We start from the raw sequence: 15960 nt of genomic DNA, 5'->3' as shown, positions 1-15960 counted from the left end.
ACCCTCCGGGTCACCCTTGACAGACCACCCCGGCCCGGAGGCAAAAGCCCTCGGCGGACACCCCCAGAAAAGACGCCCAGGGGGAAGCCATGCCCTTGTCGGTACCGGGTGCGGATCCCGGAAGCGCGGTGCGGGCCCGCCCCACGGGGCGGACGCGACAGCGTCCGTAGGCCCACCGGACGGCACGGCGGCCTCCGGGCCGCCTGTGCCCCTTCATAAGCCGCCACAGATCGCTACGCGCTTCGGCCGTCCCGGCGGCCACGGGCCGTCCGGGGCCGATCACCCCGCCAGCACGGCAAAGCCGCCGGTTCTGAGCCCTCCCGGCGTCTGGGCCCGCGGATGACCTGCCCACAATTCCGCTCAGCGGACCTCACGGCCCGGCGGGTGCCGGAGGCCCCGGGCCGGGAGGCCGCGACGCGTGTTCTGGTCATGCCGGTGGGCGATTTGTGCCGGTTTCGAGCCCTGCCGGCGTCTGGGCCCGCAGATGACCGGTCGACAGTTCCGCTCAGCGGACCTCAGGGCCCGCCAGGTGCGGGATGACCCCCGCCGGGAGGACGCGACGCCGTTCCCGCCATGCCGGTGCCCGATTCGCGCCGGTTCTGCGCCCTGCTGGCGTCTGGGCCCGCGGATGACCGGTCGGCAATTCCGCCCAGCGGGCCCCCGCCCCGGCCGGGGCTCGCGCCGGGCTTGGACGGGTCATTCGCCCCTGAGGTAGTTCACCGTCAGGCCGGCCGTCCAGCCGCCGTCCACCGCCAGTTCCGCGCCCGTGATGTACGAGGCCGCGTCGGACAGGAGGAACGCGACCGCCGGGCCGATCTCCTCCGGGACGGCGACGCGGCCCATCGGGGTGCGGGGGTAGCCGCCCTCGCCGGCCTGGATGCCCACCGGCGCCGTCATGGGGGTGAGCGTCATGCCGGGGTGGACCGAGTTCACGCGGATCCGGGCCTCCGCCAGCTCCACCGCCCCGATCTTCGACAGGCCCCGCACCCCCCACTTCGAGGCGCCGTACCCCGCGGTGAGCGCCAGGCCCGTGAGCCCCGCGGCCGAGGAGATGTTGACGATCGAGCCGCCGCCCGAGGACCGGAGGTGGGGGATCGCCGTTCTGATGCCGATGAAGACGCCGACCAGGTTGACCTCGACCACCCGGCGGAAGTGGTCCACCGACTCGTGTTCCAGCAGTTCGCCGGTGGCTATGCCCGCGTTGTTGACCAGGCCGTCCAGCCGGCCGAACTCCTCGACCGCGTACTCCACGGCCGCCTGCCAGTCGGCCTCGCTGGTCACGTCGTGGCGCAGGAACCGCGCCGCGTCCCCCAGCTCCGCCGCCGTGGCCTTGCCCTCGTCCTCCAGCACGTCCGTGAGCAGCACCCGTCCGCCCGCGTCCACGACGGCCCATGCCGCCGCCGCGCCCAGTCCGCGGGCCCCGCCGGTGATGAGCACGACCTTGTCCGTCAGGTTGGTCATGGGGCTCCGTCCCTCGTCCGCCGCCGGTGGATATGACTGTTCGTCATATCGCTGGTGCGGTCAGTCTGGCAGAGCGGCCAGGGCCTGGGACACCCCCTTCTCCTTCGGGCCGAGGAAGTGCGGGTCGGGCTTGAAGGCGGCGTCCAGCGCGGCCTTGCCCGAGGCGAACACCTCGCGGACCCCGCCGTAGTACCAGGTCGCGTCGTGCACCGCGGCCACGCCCACCCCGTACGAGTCGATGCCCGCGGCCTGGCACAGCGCGACCGCCCGGCGTATGTGGAAGCCCTGGCTGACCAGGACCGCCCGCTCCACGCCGAAGATCTTCTTGGCCCGCACGCACGAGTCCCAGGTGTCGAAGCCCGCGTAGTCGCTGACGATCCGGTCGTCCGGCACGCCGTGCCCCGTCAGGTACGCCCGCATCGCGTCCGGCTCGTCGTACTCCACGCGGCTGTTGTCGCCCGTGACCAGCACGACCTTGACCCGCCCCGCGCGGTACAGCTCCGCCGCCGCGTCCAGCCGGTGCGCGAGGTACGGCGTGGGCCTGCCCCGCCAGAGCCCGGCCCCGAAGACCACCGCCACGTCCGAGGCGGGCGCGTCGGCGGTGTCGCGCAGCCGGTTCCCCGCGGTCACGTGCGTCCAGGTCGAGGGCAGCAGCGCCAGCACGCACAACGCCATCACCGCCTGGACCGTCCGCCGTCGCCATGCCCGGCTCATCCCGACCCCCCGATTTCCGCCAGCCCCCGGGCGCGCCACGGTGGCGGCCCCTCGCAAGATCAGACGTGCGGGCGGCGACCGGGGGTTCCCCGGGCCGGCGGGGATTCACTCGTACGGATGTTCCTTTCAGTGGGGGGAACGGTCGGGTGAGCGACCGGAAAACACCCGTCACCACCACGCAACGCCCCGGCAATCTCCGCCCGCCAGGATCGGTCCATGACGGAGCCGGTGCACCCTCCCGAATCCCTGTCCCCACCCCTCGGCAGCGCGGCCGAGCTGCTCGGCCGCGTCGCCCTGCAGCTCGGAACCCAGCTCAGCGGCCTGCGCCCGCCGGGGGCCCGGCCCACCGGAGCGCGCGCATGCCCCCCACCCTCGTCCTCGTGGCCCACGGCAGCCGGGACCCACGTGCCCTCTCCACCGTCGAGGCACTCCTCGGCCGCGTCCGCGAGCTGCGCCCCGGCCTCCCCGTCCGCCTCGGCCACATCGAGCTGACCGCCCCCCTCCTCACCGGCACCCTGGACGCACTGCCCGAGGGAGGGGAAGCGGTCCTCGTCCCCCTCCTCCTCGGCCGCGGCCACCACGTCACCCACGACCTCCCGCGCGCCGCGGCCGACGCCGCCCACCTGCGCACCCGCGTCGCCGCCCCGCTCGGCCCGCACCCCCTCCTCGTCGAAGCGCTCCGCGACCGCCTCGCCGAGGCCGGCTGGACCCCCGGCACGGCCGTCGTGCTGGCCGGCGCGGGCTCCCTCGACCCCCGCTCCGCCGCCGACGCCCGGGCCACCGCCGGACAGCTCGCCGAGCGCCTCGACGGCGTCCCCGTCGTACCGGCCTACGCCTCCGCCGCGGCGCCCACGGTCCCCGCCGCGGTACGCGCCCTGGCCGCCCGGGGCCACCACCGACCCGCCCTCGCCGCGTACTTCACCGCCCCCGGGCGCTTCGCCACCCAGAGCGCCGCCGCCGCGCCCGGGATCGCCGCCGCGCCCCTGGGCGACCACCCGGCCCTCGCGCGGCTGGTGCTCCACCGCTACGACCAGGCCTGCGCGCAGCCGTACCGCCCGGCCGGCCGCGAACTCGCCACGGCCTGACGGCCCTCCGCCCCCGGAGGACCGCCGTCGACCCCCGTCGACCCCCGGCGCCCCGTGACGACCCCGCGACGACCCCGCGAGGACGGTGCGATGACCTCCGGATTGTCGGTCCGTCCGGTTAACGTCGAGACATGGAAGGCACCGCACCCGCCCCCTCGTACGACCCGCCCGAAGCCGGGTACGACCCGGCCACCCCCGGGTACGACCCGTCGGCCACCGAGCGCTGGGCCGCCGAGCCCGACAAACGCCCCGGCCGCACCGCCTTCCAGCGCGACCGCGCCCGCGTGCTGCACTCCGCCGCGCTGCGCCGTCTCGCCGGCAAGACGCAGGTCGTCACGCCCGGCACGCGCTCCCAGGACTGGGACGCCAGCCCCCGCACCCGCCTGACCCACTCCCTGGAGTGCGCCCAGGTCGGCCGGGAGCTCGGCGCCGCCCTCGGCTGCGACCCCGACCTCGTCGAGACCGCCTGCCTGGCCCACGACATGGGCCACCCGCCCTTCGGGCACAACGGCGAGGAGGTGCTCAACGACTTCGCCAAGGACTGCGGCGGCTTCGAGGGCAACGCCCAGTCGCTGCGCCTGCTCGCCCGCCTCGAACCCAAGCGGTTCGTCGCCGACCCGCGCACCGGCGAGCCGGCCAGCGTCGGCCTCAACCTCACCCGCGCCGCCCTCGACGCGGCCACCAAGTACCCCTGGCCGCGCGGCGGCCACCCCAGCGACCCGGCCTCCGTGAAGTTCGGGGTGTACGAGGACGACCTGCCGGTCTTCCACTGGCTGCGGCAGGGCGCGCCCGCCGACCGCAAGTGCTTCGAGGCGCAGGTCATGGACTGGTCCGACGACGTCGCGTACTCGGTGCACGACTTCGAGGACGGCCTGCACGCCGGCCACCTCGACCCCAACCTCCTCTTCGCCGAGCCCGAGCGCCGCGCCATCTGGGCCGTGGCCGTCGGCCGGTACGTCCCCGCGGACACCGACCCCGAGGAGCTGCGGGAGGCGCTGGACCGTCTGATGGAGGAGGACTGGTGGCCGCACGGGTACGACGGCTCGGCCGTCGCCCAGGCCCGCCTGAAGGACGCCACCAGCCAGCTCATCGGCCGCTTCTGCCTCGCCGCCGAGGGCGCCACCCGGGAGGCGTACGGCTCCGGCCGGCTCACCCGGTACGCGGCGGAACTGGTCGTCCCGCGCGCCACGCGGAACGAATGCGCGGTGCTCAAGGCCGTCGCCGACCTGTACGTGATGCAGCGCGACGAGCAGGAGCGGCTCCGCGCCGACCAGCGGATCGTCCTGGCCGAACTGGCCGAGGCGCTCAGCGTCCGCGCCCCCGAGGGCCTCGATCCGCAGTTCCGGGCGCTCTTCGACGCGGCTCCCGACGACCGCGCGCGCAAACGGGTGGTCGTCGACCAGATCGCCTCCCTCACGGACGCCTCGGCCCGGTCCCTGCACGCCCGGCTCACGACGCGCCGGGGGTGAGCTGATCGGGCCACTCCCTCTTCCCGAGGCAGGCTCGGTGCGGGACGCTCGCATGTGGCCGCCCGTGGCGACGAGGTCATGGCGCGGAGGTTATGAGGAGGCATCAGGTGGTCGACGCACACCGGACGTTCGTCATCGTCGGCGGGGGACTGGCCGGGGCCAAGGCGGCAGAGACGCTGCGGGCCGAGGGGTTCACCGGGAGGGTGATCCTCATCTGCGACGAGCGCGACCATCCGTACGAACGGCCGCCCCTGTCCAAGGGCTATCTGACCGGCAAGGAGGAGCGCGACAGCGTGTTCGTCCACGAGCCGGCCTGGTACGCCCGCTCCGACATCGAGCTGCACCTCGGCCAGCCGGCCGTCCACCTGGACCGCGCGGCCAAGACCGTGGAGCTGGGCGACGGCACCGTCGTCCCGTACGACCGGCTGCTGCTGGCCACCGGTGCCGAGCCGCGCCGCCTCGACATCCCCGGCACCGATCTGGCGGGGGTGCACCACCTGCGCCGCCTCGCGCACGCCGAGCGGCTGCGCCGGGTCCTGGTGACGCTGGGCAGGGACAACGGCCACCTGGTGATCGCCGGAGCCGGCTGGATCGGCCTGGAGGTGGCCGCCGCCGCCCGCGGCTACGGCGCCGAGGTCACCGTGATCGAGCCGGAGCCCACCCCGCTGCACGCGGTGCTCGGCCCCGAGCTGGGCCGGATCTTCGCCGACCTGCACACCGAGCACGGCGTCCGCTTCCGCTTCGGCGCCCGCCTGGCGGAGATCGTCGGCCAGGACGGCATGGTGCTGGCCGCCCGCACCGCGGACGGCGACGAGCACCCGGCGCACGCCGTGCTGGCCGCCATCGGCGCGGCCCCGCGCACCGCCCTCGCCGAGGCGGCCGGCCTGGTGCTGGCCGACCGTGCGGACGGCGGCGGCATCGCCGTGGACGCGAGCCTGCGCACCTCCGACCCTGACGTGTTCGCGGCGGGCGACGTGGCCGCGGCCGAGCACCCGCTGCTGGGCCACCGCCTGCGGGTGGAGCACTGGGCCAACGCGCTCAACGGCGGCCCGGCCGCCGCCCGGGCCATGCTGGGCCAGGAGGTCGCGTACGACCGGGTGCCGTACTTCTTCTCCGACCAGTACGACATGGGCATGGAGTACTCGGGGTACGCGCCGCCCGGCTCGTACGACGAGGTGGTGATCCGCGGCGACGTGGCCAAGCGCGAGTTCATCGCCTTCTGGCTGGCCGGCGGGCGCGTGATCGCCGGCCTCAACATGAACGTGTGGGACGTCACCGAGTCCATCCAGGCCCTGATCAGGACGGGTGCGCGGCCCGGCGGGGAGGCCCTGGCCGATCCCTCGGTGCCGCTCGCCTCGCTCCTGGAGGCACAGGAGGGGCGGGAGGCGACCGGCTGACCGGATCGCCGTGCCCCGGCCGTAGACTTCACGCGTGGCAGGCAGGATCAACGACGACGACGTGAAGGCGGTACGGGACGCGGTCCCGATCGACGCCGTGGTGTCCGAGTACCTCCAGCTGCGGAACGCCGGCGGCGGCAACCTCAAGGGCCTCTGCCCCTTCCACGACGAGAAGTCCCCGTCCTTCCAGGTCAGTCCGAGCAAGGGCCTGTACCACTGCTTCGGCTGCCAGGCGGGCGGGGACACCCTCGACTTCATCATGAAGATCGACCACCTCTCCTTCTCGGAGGCGGTGGAGCGGCTGGCCGGCCAGGCGGGCATCACCCTCCGGTACGAGGAGGGCGGCTACACCCCCGGCCAGAGCGGCCGCGGCGAGCGGATCCGGCTCGTCGAGGTGCACAAGGCCGCGGCGGAGTTCTACGTCGGCCAGCTGGAGGGCCCCGAGGCGGAGATCGCCCGGAAGTTCCTGGCCGGCCGCGGGTTCGACCAGGCGGCGGCCGCCCACTTCGGCGTCGGCTACAGCCCCGCGGGCTGGGACCACCTCACCCGCTTCCTGCGCGGCAAGGGCTTCAGCGACAAGGAGCTCCTGCTGTCCGGCCTGGCCCAGGACAGCCGCAGCGGCAAGCCGATCGACCGTTTCCGGGGCCGGCTGATGTGGCCCATCCGCGACATCACCGGCGAGGTCGTCGGCTTCGGCGCGCGCAAGCTGCGCGACGACGACAACGGCCCGAAGTACCTGAACACCCCCGAGACGGCGATCTACAAGAAGTCCCAGGTCCTCTACGGCATCGACCTGGCCAAGAAGGAGATCGCCAAGACCTCCACGGCCGTGGTGGTCGAGGGCTACACGGACGTCATGGCCTGCCACCTCGCCGGCGTGACCACGGCGATCGCGACCTGTGGCACCGCCTTCGGCGGCGACCACATCAAGATCCTGCGCCGCCTGCTGATGGACAACGCCACCGCCGAGGTGATCTTCACGTTCGACGGCGACGCCGCCGGACAGAAGGCCGCCCTGCGGGCCTTCGAGGACGACCAGAAGTTCGCCGCGGAGACCTCCATCGCGATCACGCCGGGCGGCATGGACCCGTGCGAGCTGCGCCTCGCGAAGGGCGACGCGGCGGTGCAGGACCTGGTCGGGTCCCGGACCCCGCTGTTCGAGTTCGCGCTGCGGCACATCGTCTCCCGCCACAACCTCGACAACCCGGCGGGCCGGGCGGCCGCGCTGGACGAGGCCGCGCCGGTGGTCGCCAACATCAAGAACATCGCGATCCAGCACGAGTCCGCCGTGCAGCTGGCCGGGATGCTGGGCGTGCGCGACGAGCAGTTCGTGGTCAAGCGGGTGGCGCAGCTGGCCCGCTGGGCGCGCGAGCGCGGCGGCAAGCAGCCGGACCGGCCGCAGCAGCGCCGTCAGGCGTACGAGCAGGTGCCCGCGCCCGCGGCCCAGCCGGCCGGACCGGCGCTGAACCTCCGCAACCCCGTGCACCTCACCGAGCGGGAGCTCCTCAAGCTGGCCCTCCAGCGGCCCGAACTGGTCTCGCCGACCTTCGACGCGTACGGGGTGGACGAGTTCACCGCACCGCCCTACGCGACGGTCCGCCAGGCCATCGCCGAGGCCGGCGGCGTGGTGTCGTCCGGGGAGGACTACCTCGCCCGGGTCCGCGACGCGGCGCCGAACGACACGGTCCGCGCGCTGGTGACCGAGCTGGCCGTGGAGGCCATCCGGCACAAGTCCCCGGACGAGGCGTACGCGGGCGAGCAGCTCGTCCAGGTACGGCTGCGCGCGGTCGACCGCCGCTTCCAGGAGGTCCAGGGCGCGATGGCCCGGCTGGCCAGCCACGCCCCGGCCGAGCAGGTCACGGCGCTCCAGCAGGAACTCTGGGTGCTCCAGCAGTACCGCCAGTCCCTGCGCAACAACGGCGCCGCGGCCCTCTAGGGACACTCCGACGGCCCGTCCCCCGGGCCACCGCCCACCGCGCCGCTCCTCGTACGTGCGTACGGGCTGCTTCGGGAATCCCGGCGGGGGGTAACCATCCGGTCACGCACCGGACTCAAAAAGTGCTCGCACGCCCCTCGTGGCGGTGATGTGTCGTACTCCACACTGAGTTGCGGTGCCTGAGTCCTCGGAGCCCAGGAGGTCGCCCCCGTGCAGACCCAGACCCTGACCGAAGCCGTGACCCCGGACACCCGGGTGGAGGAGCACCGCGAGGCCGCGCCCGGGGCCGGACTCGCGGGCGGGCCCGAGGAGGGGCCGGTGGCGGACGGGCCGGAGGCCGACGGGCCCGCGCTGGAGGCAGAGCCGCCGGAGTCCGGCGCCGAACCCGAGGGGGAGGCCGCCGAGATCCCGCTGCCGCGCAAGGTGGCGGAGTCCGGGGGCCCGTCCTCGGACCTGTTCCGGCAGTACCTGCGGGAGATAGGCCGGATACCCCTGCTCACCGCGGCCGAGGAGGTGGAGCTCGCCCGCCGCGTCGAGGCGGGTCTCTTCGCCGAGGAGAAGCTCGGCAGCACCCCCGACCTCGACTCACAGCTCGCCGTCGACCTCGACCGGCTGGTCGTGATGGGCCGGATGGCCAAGCGGCGCCTGATCGAGGCGAACCTGCGGCTCGTGGTCTCCGTCGCCAAGCGGTACGTCGGCCGCGGCCTGACCATGCTGGACCTGGTCCAGGAGGGCAACCTCGGGCTGATCAGGGCCGTGGAGAAGTTCGACTACGCCCGCGGCTACAAGTTCTCGACGTACGCGACCTGGTGGATCCGCCAGGCCATGTCCCGCGCCCTGGCCGACCAGGCGCGCACGATCCGCGTCCCGGTGCACGTCGTGGAGCTGATCAACCGCGTGGTGCGGGTGCAGCGCCGGATGCTCCAGGAGCGCGGGTACGAGCCCACGGCCGAGGAGGTCGCGAACCACCTGGAGCTCTCTCCCGAGCGGGTGAGCGAGGTGCTGCGGCTGGCCCAGGAGCCGGTCTCGCTGCACGCGCCCGTGGGGGAGGAGGACGACGTGGCGCTCGGCGACCTGATCGAGGACGGCGACGCCACCTCCCCGGTGGAGTCGGCGGCCTTCTTCCTGCTGCGCGAGCACCTGGAGGCCGTGCTCTCCACGCTCGGCGAACGCGAGCGGAAGGTCGTGCAGTTGCGGTACGGACTGATGGACGGCCGCCCCCGCACGCTGGAGGAGATCGGCCGGATCTTCGGCGTCACGCGCGAGCGGATCCGCCAGATCGAGTCCAAGACCCTCAACAAGCTCCGCGACCACGCCTTCGCGGACCAGCTCCGCGGCTACCTGGACTGACCGGGCCCGCCCGACGGCGGAGGCCGGCACCCCGAGGGGGTGCCGGCCTCCGCCGTAGCGTCCACCGCGCCGCGGCCCGGCGGTTCAGGCGGCCGGCACGTGCTCCGGCTCGGTCTCCGCGACGGGCTCGGCCTTCCTGTCCCGCATCACCACGGTGGCCAGCAGGGCCGCCGCGAGGACGCCGATCGCGCTGATGGTGAAGGTCGTCGACATCGAGGCCGTGAACGCCTCCCGCGCGGCCCGGACCAGCCCCGCGTCGCCCTGGGCGGCGGACAGCGCCCCGGCGATGGACTGCTTGGCCTGCTCGGGCGCCCCGGCCGGCATCTCCCGGGCGAAGGTGCTGGTCAGCAGCGAGCCGAGGATCGCGATGCCCAGCGCCGTACCGGCCTGCTGGATGGTGTCGTTCAGGGCCGAGCCGACGCCCGCCTTGTCGGCCGGGATGGTGCCCATCAGGGCGCCCACGGCGGCCGGCATGGCCAGGCCGGCACCGAGGCCGAGCAGGCCGAGGGCGACGGCCGGGACGGCGAAGCCCGAGTCGGCGGAGACGGTGGTCAGCAGGGCGAACGAACCGGCCATCAGGGCCATGCCGGCCAGGATCAGGTGGCGGTGGCCGGCCTTCGGGGCGAGCTTGGCACCCACGCCGTTGCCGACCAGGGCCGCCACGGCGAGCGGGGTGAATGCCAGCCCGGCCTTGACGGGCGAGTAGCCGAGCACCGACTGCAGGTACTGGGTGAGGACCAGCAGCAGACCGCCGTTGCCGATCTGGACCAGGGCCAGGGAGAGCGAACCGCCGCTGAAGTTGCGGTGCTTGAAGAGGACCAGCGGGACCATCGGCGCGGGGGTGACGTTCTCCCAGACCACGAACCCGGCCAGGGCGAGGACCGCGACCGCCAGCGTGACCGTGGAGCGGCCGCCGAACGCGCCGTGCTGCGGGATCTCGATGATCCACCAGACGAGGGCGGTCATGCCGGCCGCCGAGAGCACCGCGCCGAGCGGGTCGGGCTTCTGCCAGGGGGCCCTGGACTCCGGCATCAGGGTGAGGGCGGCGACGACGGCGAGCACCACGACCGGGACGTTGATGAAGAAGATCGAGTGCCAGGAGAAGTGGTCGATCAGCACGCCGCCCAGGACCGGGCTGCCGACCAGCCCGAGCATGGAGACCGAGCCCCACGCCGCCATCGCCTTGGGACGCTCGTCCTCGTCGAAGACCGTGATCAGGATCGACAGGGTCGAGGGCATGATCAGCGCTCCGCCGACACCCATCGCGGTGCGTACGGCGATGACCTCGCCGGGCGTGGTGCAGAAGGTGGCGGCCAGTGAGGCGGCCCCGAAGAGCAGCAGGCCGAGGACCATGATCCTGCGGCGGCCGAACCGGTCGCCGAGGCTTCCGGAGGTGAGCAGGAGGCCGGCGAAGACCAGGATGTACGAGTCCAGGATCCACTGGGTGTCCTGGGCCGACGCGCCGATGTCCTCGATCATCGCGGGGACCGCCACGGTCAGCGCCATGTTGTCGACGACCAGGACCAGGGTGCTCAGGCAGAGCACGACCAGGATCCACCAGCGGCGTGGGTTGCGGCTTTCCATGGGAGTTTCCTCTCGGCTCTCGCCTCGGTTGCGAACACTGTTCCTTTGATGCGCACACTGTACGCATGCCGGAACAGTGTGCGCAAGAGTGGATCCTGTACGCTCACTGCGAACGGTGTACGCATGCCAGGCGGTGGCCGGCAGTGGCAGGTGGAGGAGCGAGCCCTATGGCCGAGAAGACGAAGCCGATCCCGTCCGTGTGGGCCCGCGGGCAGCGCGAGGCCGACCAGCCCGCGCTCAGCCGGGCCGCGATCGTCCGCGAGGCCATCGCCATGCTCGACGCCGACGGCATCGAAGCCCTCAGCATGCGCAAGCTGGCCGCCCGCCTGAACGCCGGCGCGACCTCCCTCTACCGGCACGTCGCCACCAAGGACGAGCTGATGGAGCTCGCCGTGGACGAGGTCTGCGCCGAGGTCCACGTCCCCGCCGCCGGCCCCGACTGGCGCGCGGACGTCACCGCCGCCGCGAGCTCCTTCCGCGCCACGGCCCTCCGGCACCCCTGGCTGTCCTCGGTCCTCGGCCAGGCCGGCCTCGCCTACCTCGGCCCCAACCTGATGGCGTACTCCGAGCGGCTCGCCGCCCTCTTCACGGCCGTCGGCTTCCCCGAGCCGAGCCGCGCCATCGACACCGTGTTCTCGTACGTCATCGGCATGAGCACCACCGAGGCCGCCTGGCTGACCACGGTCGCCCGCACCGGCGAGACCGAGGCCGCCTTCATCGCCCGCCTCATGCCCGCCGCCCAGCAGGCCGCCGCGGGCCACGAGCACCTGCAGGACGCGTACGGCGAGGCCGCCGCCCGGCTCGTCGCGGCCGAGCCGGACGCCGCCGCCTCTCCGGCCGGCGCCCCCGCCTCCCCGGCCGGCGCCCCCGATTCGCCGCAGGCGATCCGCGACGCGAAGTTCGCCTACGGCATGGAGGTCGTCCTCGACGGCCTCGCCCTGCGCCTGCCGCGCTGACCCGGTGGGGGCCCGACAGCCCCCGGAAACGCCGCCGGGCCCGGCCCCACGAGGGGGGACCGGGCCCGGCGGCGTACGGCCGGCGGCAGGCGCGTACGGTCAGTCGACCTCGGCCACCGCCTGCGCGAACTGGGCCGCGTACAGCCGCGCGTACGCGCCGCCCGCCGCCAGCAGCTCCTCGTGCGTGCCCTGCTCCACGATCGAGCCGTCCTCCATCACCAGGATCACGTCCGCGTCCCGGATCGTGGAGAGGCGGTGCGCGATCACGAACGAGGTCCGGCCGTGCGCCAGCCGGGCCATCGCCTTCTGGATCAGCACCTCCGTACGGGTGTCCACGGAGCTCGTCGCCTCGTCGAGTACCAGGATCACCGGGTCCGACAGGAACGCCCGCGCGATGGTGATCAGCTGCTTCTCGCCCGCGCTGACCCCCTGGCCCTCGTCGTCCAGCACCGTGTCGTAGCCGTCGGGCAGGGTCCGGATGAACCGGTCCGCGTGCGCGGCCCGCGCCGCCGCCTCGATCTCCGCCCGGCTCACCTCGCGCGCCGCGCCGTACGCGATGTTCTCCGCGATCGTGCCGCCGAACAGCCAGGTGTCCTGGAGGACCATCCCGATGCCGGCGCGCAGCTCCTCGCGGGTCATCTTGGCGATGTCCACGCCGTCCAGCGCGATCCGGCCGCCGGTCACCTCGTAGAACCGCATCAGCAGGTTGACCAGCGTGGTCTTGCCGGCGCCGGTGGGGCCCACGATGGCCACCGTGTGGCCCGGGTCGACCGTCAGCGAGAGGTCCTCGATCAGCGGCTTGTCCGGCACGTAGCGGAAGGCCACCTTGTCGAAGGTCACCTGGCCGCGCAGCTCCTCCGGGCGCTCCGCCACCTCGGGGTCCGGCTCCTGCTCGTCCGCGTCGAGGAGTTCGTACACCCGCTCCGCGGACGCCACGCCCGACTGCACCAGGTTCGCCATCGACGCCACCTGCGTCAGCGGCATCGAGAACTGGCGCGAGTACTGGATGAAGGCCTGCACGTCGCCGATCGACAGGGTGCCGGAGGCCACCCGCAGACCACCGACCACGGCCACCAGCACGTAGTTGATGTTCGAGACGAACATCATCACCGGCTGCATGATGCCGCTGACGAACTGCGCCCGGAAGGAGGCCCGGTACAGCGCCTCGTTCTGCTCGGCGAAGGTCTCCGCGGACTCCCTCTGCCGGCCGAACACCTTCACCAGCGTGTGGCCCGAGTACATCTCCTCGACGTGGGCGTTCAGCTTGCCCGTGGTCTTCCACTGCTCCACGAACTGCGGCTGCGACTTCTTGCCGATCTTCGTCGCGATCACGATCGAGACGGGCACGGTCACCAGCGCCACCAGCGCGAGCAGCGGCGAGATCCAGAACATCATCGCCAGCACGCCGACGATCGTCAGCAGCGAGTTCAGCAGCTGGCCCATGGTCTGCTGCAGGGTCTGCCCGATGTTGTCGATGTCGTTGGTCGCCCGGCTCAGCACCTCGCCGCGCTTCTGCTGGTCGAAGTACGACAGCGGGAGCCGCGACAGCTTCGCCTGGAGCTCCTCCCGCATCCGGTAGACCATGCCGTTCATCACGTGGTTGGACAGCCGCGTGGCCACCAGCATCAGCAGGCCGGACGCCGCGAACACCACCAGCGCGAGCACGCACACCTGGCCCACCGCGCCGAAGTCGATGCCCTCGCCCGGGGTGAAGTCCGTCCCCGAGAGCATGTCGGCCGTGCCGCCCTCGCCCTTGGCGCGCAAGCCCTCCAGGGCCTGCTCCTTGGTCAGGCCGGCCGGCATCCGGCGGCCCACGATCCCGGCGAACACCAGGTCGGTGGCCTTGCCGAGGATCTTCGGGCCGATCACGGTGGCCACGACGCTGCCGAAGACCGCGACGACCATGCCCCACAGCTTGGCCCTGTCCTGGGCGAGCTGGCGCAGCAGCCGCTTGCCGGACCCCTTGAAGTCCATGGACCGCTGGGCCGGTCCCATCATCATCCGTCCGCCGGGCCCGCTCATGCGGCTTCCGCCTCCGTCAGCTGGGAGAGCACGATCTCCCGGTAGGTCTCGTTGTCCGCCATCAGCTCGTGATGCCGGCCGGCGCCCACGACCCGGCCCTCGTCGAGGACCAGGATCCGGTCGGCGTCGCGGATCGTGGACACGCGCTGCGCGACGATGACGACGGTCGCGTCCTCGGTCTCGCGGGCCAGGGCGGCGCGCAGCGCGGCGTCCGTGGCGTAGTCGAGGGCCGAGAACGAGTCGTCGAAGAGGTAGATCTCCGGGCGCTGCACCAGGGTGCGCGCGATGGCCAGACGCTGGCGCTGGCCGCCGGAGACGTTCGTGCCGCCCTGCGTGACGGGCGCGTCCAGGCCGCCCTCCAGGGCCTCCACGAACTCCCTGGCCTGGGCGACCTCCAGGGCCCGCCACAGCTCCGCGTCGGTCGCGTCGGGCCGTCCGTAGCGCAGGTTGGTCGCCACGGTCCCGGAGAACAGGTACGGCTTCTGCGGCACCATGCCCACCGTGCCGGCCAGCAGCTCGGGGTCGATCCGGCGGACGTCCTCGCCGTTGACGAGCACCTCGCCGCCGGTCGCGTCGAACAGCCGCGGTACGAGCCCCAGCAGCGTGGACTTGCCGCTGCCCGTGGACCCGATGATCGCGGTCGTCTCGCCGGGCCGGGCCACCAGGTCCACGCCGACCAGGACGGAGGCCTCGGCGCCCGGGTAGCGGAAGTCCGCGCCGCGCAGCTCCAGCGAGCCGCGGCGGGCCAGTTCGCGCACCGGCTCGGCCGGCGGCAGCACGGAGCTCTCGGTGCCGAGCACCTCCTGGATGCGCTCGGCGCAGACCGAGGCGCGCGGCACCATCATGAACATGAAGGTGGCCATCATCACGGACATGACGATCTGCAGCAGGTAGGCGAGGAAGGCCGTCAGCGCGCCGATCTCCATGCCGCCGCTGTCGATGCGCATCGCGCCGAACCAGATGACGGCCACGCTGGAGAAGTTGATCACGATGATCACGGTGGGGAACATCAGCGCCATCAGGCGGCCGGCCGACAGGGACACGTCGGTCAGCTCGGTGTTGGCCTTCCGGAAGCGCTCCTCCTCGTAGCCGTCCCGGATGAACGCGCGGATCACCCGGTTGCCGCTGATCTGCTCGCGCAGCACCCGGTTCACCGTGTCGAGGCGCTTCTGCATCTGCCGGAACAGCGGCTGCGTCTTCCAGACGATCGAGCCGACCGCGATGCCGAGCACCGGCACCACGCCGAGCAGCACGCCGGACAGCTTCACGTCCAGCGAGAGCGCCATGACGATGCCGCCCACGCACATGATCGGCGCGGAGACCATCAGCGTGAACGTCATCAGCACCAGCATCTGGACCTGCTGGACGTCGTTCGTGGTGCGGGTGATCAGCGACGGAGCCCCGAACTGGCCGAGCTCGCGCGCGGAGAAGCTCTGCACCCGGTCGAACACCGCGGCGCGCACGTCCCGGCCGAGGGCCGCCGCGGTCCGCGCGCCGTAGTAGACGGCTCCGACGTTGCACACCAGCTGCACGAGGCTGACGCCGAGCATCAGGGCGCCGAAGCCCAGGATGTAGCCGGTGTCGCCCTCGATGACACCGTTGTCGATGATGTCGGCGTTCAGCGTGGGCAGGTAGAGGGTGGCGCTGGTCTGCAGCAGCTGCAGCAGCACCAGCAGGGCGATCGGTTTCCGGTACGGACCCAGATGGGTCCGCAGAAGTCGTATGAGCACGCGCAGGCTCCGGGTCGGCAAGATCGGGGGTCACCCCATCTTCCGACACCCGCCCAGTCGGGACCCACCGGTTTTCGCAAAGGCCGGTCAAAAGGAGTAGCCGCCGCCCCGCGGGTCGTAGGGCGGCGGCCGGAGCCGGGCGGGGGCGGGGGGCCCCGCCCCGGCCCGGGGGCCCCAAGGCGCCGCGGGGTGCTTGGTCCCCGGGGGGGGGGGCTGGAGGGGGCCCGCCCGGGCGGCGCGCCCCCCGGGCGCCCCC

General features: G+C 73.1%; 11 protein-coding genes. 6 read left to right on the top strand and 5 right to left on the bottom strand.

The features are described 5' to 3' along the window. Nucleotides 1-696: 696 nt before the first annotated feature. Both ACIQUR_RS33610 and ACIQUR_RS33605 read right to left on the bottom strand, forming a co-directional pair. Entirely contained in the window at nt 697-1461 is a 765-nt protein-coding gene (locus tag ACIQUR_RS33610) for a glucose 1-dehydrogenase (RefSeq protein WP_403672879.1), read from the bottom strand. Nucleotides 1462-1521: 60 nt separating this feature from the next. Then, the gene (locus tag ACIQUR_RS33605; protein WP_403672876.1) at nt 1522-2175 is read right to left on the bottom strand and encodes a vancomycin high temperature exclusion protein; all 654 of its coding nucleotides are present in this window, start codon (nt 2173-2175) and stop codon (nt 1522-1524) included. A gap of 359 nt (nt 2176-2534) precedes the next feature. Here ACIQUR_RS33605 and ACIQUR_RS33600 point away from each other — a divergent pair, with 359 nt between their 5' ends. The 5 genes from ACIQUR_RS33600 (at nt 2535) to ACIQUR_RS33580 (ending at nt 9412) form a co-directional block, all read left to right on the top strand. Continuing rightward, nucleotides 2535-3260 (top strand): sirohydrochlorin chelatase, encoded by a 726-nt coding sequence (locus ACIQUR_RS33600; RefSeq protein WP_403672873.1) that lies wholly within the window; start codon nt 2535-2537, stop codon nt 3258-3260. Nucleotides 3261-3391: 131 nt separating this feature from the next. Beyond that, on the top strand, nt 3392-4729 hold the full coding sequence (locus ACIQUR_RS33595; RefSeq protein WP_403672870.1) for a deoxyguanosinetriphosphate triphosphohydrolase: 1338 nt from the start codon (nt 3392-3394) through the stop codon (nt 4727-4729). A gap of 107 nt (nt 4730-4836) precedes the next feature. Beyond that, nucleotides 4837-6126, top strand: coding sequence for an NAD(P)/FAD-dependent oxidoreductase (locus tag ACIQUR_RS33590; protein WP_403672868.1), 1290 nt, complete (start codon nt 4837-4839; stop codon nt 6124-6126). A gap of 34 nt (nt 6127-6160) precedes the next feature. Next, a complete protein-coding gene (gene dnaG / locus ACIQUR_RS33585) occupies nt 6161-8062 on the top strand; it encodes a DNA primase (protein WP_403672865.1) in 1902 nt (633 codons plus the stop codon). Between the two features lie 210 nt (nt 8063-8272). Further along, the gene (locus ACIQUR_RS33580) at nt 8273-9412 is read left to right on the top strand and encodes an RNA polymerase sigma factor (RefSeq protein WP_403672863.1); all 1140 of its coding nucleotides are present in this window, start codon (nt 8273-8275) and stop codon (nt 9410-9412) included. Nucleotides 9413-9496: 84 nt separating this feature from the next. Here ACIQUR_RS33580 and ACIQUR_RS33575 read toward each other — a convergent pair whose 3' ends face one another. Further along, a complete protein-coding gene (locus ACIQUR_RS33575) occupies nt 9497-10996 on the bottom strand; it encodes an MFS transporter (protein WP_403672860.1) in 1500 nt (499 codons plus the stop codon). 167 nt (nt 10997-11163) lie between these two features. Between ACIQUR_RS33575 and ACIQUR_RS33570 the strand changes: the two genes are divergently transcribed. After that, nucleotides 11164-11952, top strand: coding sequence for a TetR/AcrR family transcriptional regulator (locus ACIQUR_RS33570; RefSeq protein ID WP_403672857.1), 789 nt, complete (start codon nt 11164-11166; stop codon nt 11950-11952). A 99-nt stretch (nt 11953-12051) separates the two neighbouring features. Here the strand turns inward: ACIQUR_RS33570 and ACIQUR_RS33565 are convergent, their stop codons facing one another. Together ACIQUR_RS33565 and ACIQUR_RS33560 are read right to left on the bottom strand one after the other, a co-directional pair. Then, the gene (locus ACIQUR_RS33565) at nt 12052-13974 is read right to left on the bottom strand and encodes an ABC transporter ATP-binding protein (RefSeq protein ID WP_403672854.1); all 1923 of its coding nucleotides are present in this window, start codon (nt 13972-13974) and stop codon (nt 12052-12054) included. Continuing rightward, entirely contained in the window at nt 13971-15704 is a 1734-nt protein-coding gene (locus tag ACIQUR_RS33560) for an ABC transporter ATP-binding protein (RefSeq protein WP_403672852.1), read from the bottom strand. Before ACIQUR_RS33560 ends, ACIQUR_RS33565 begins: the two co-directional genes overlap by 4 nt. Nucleotides 15705-15960: the final 256 nt, after the last annotated feature.

This window comes from Streptomyces sp. NPDC101132, from assembly GCF_044759225.1.
Classification (GTDB): Bacteria; Actinomycetota; Actinomycetes; order Streptomycetales; family Streptomycetaceae; genus Streptomyces.
This window is presented reverse-complemented; position numbering and strand designations above follow the sequence as displayed.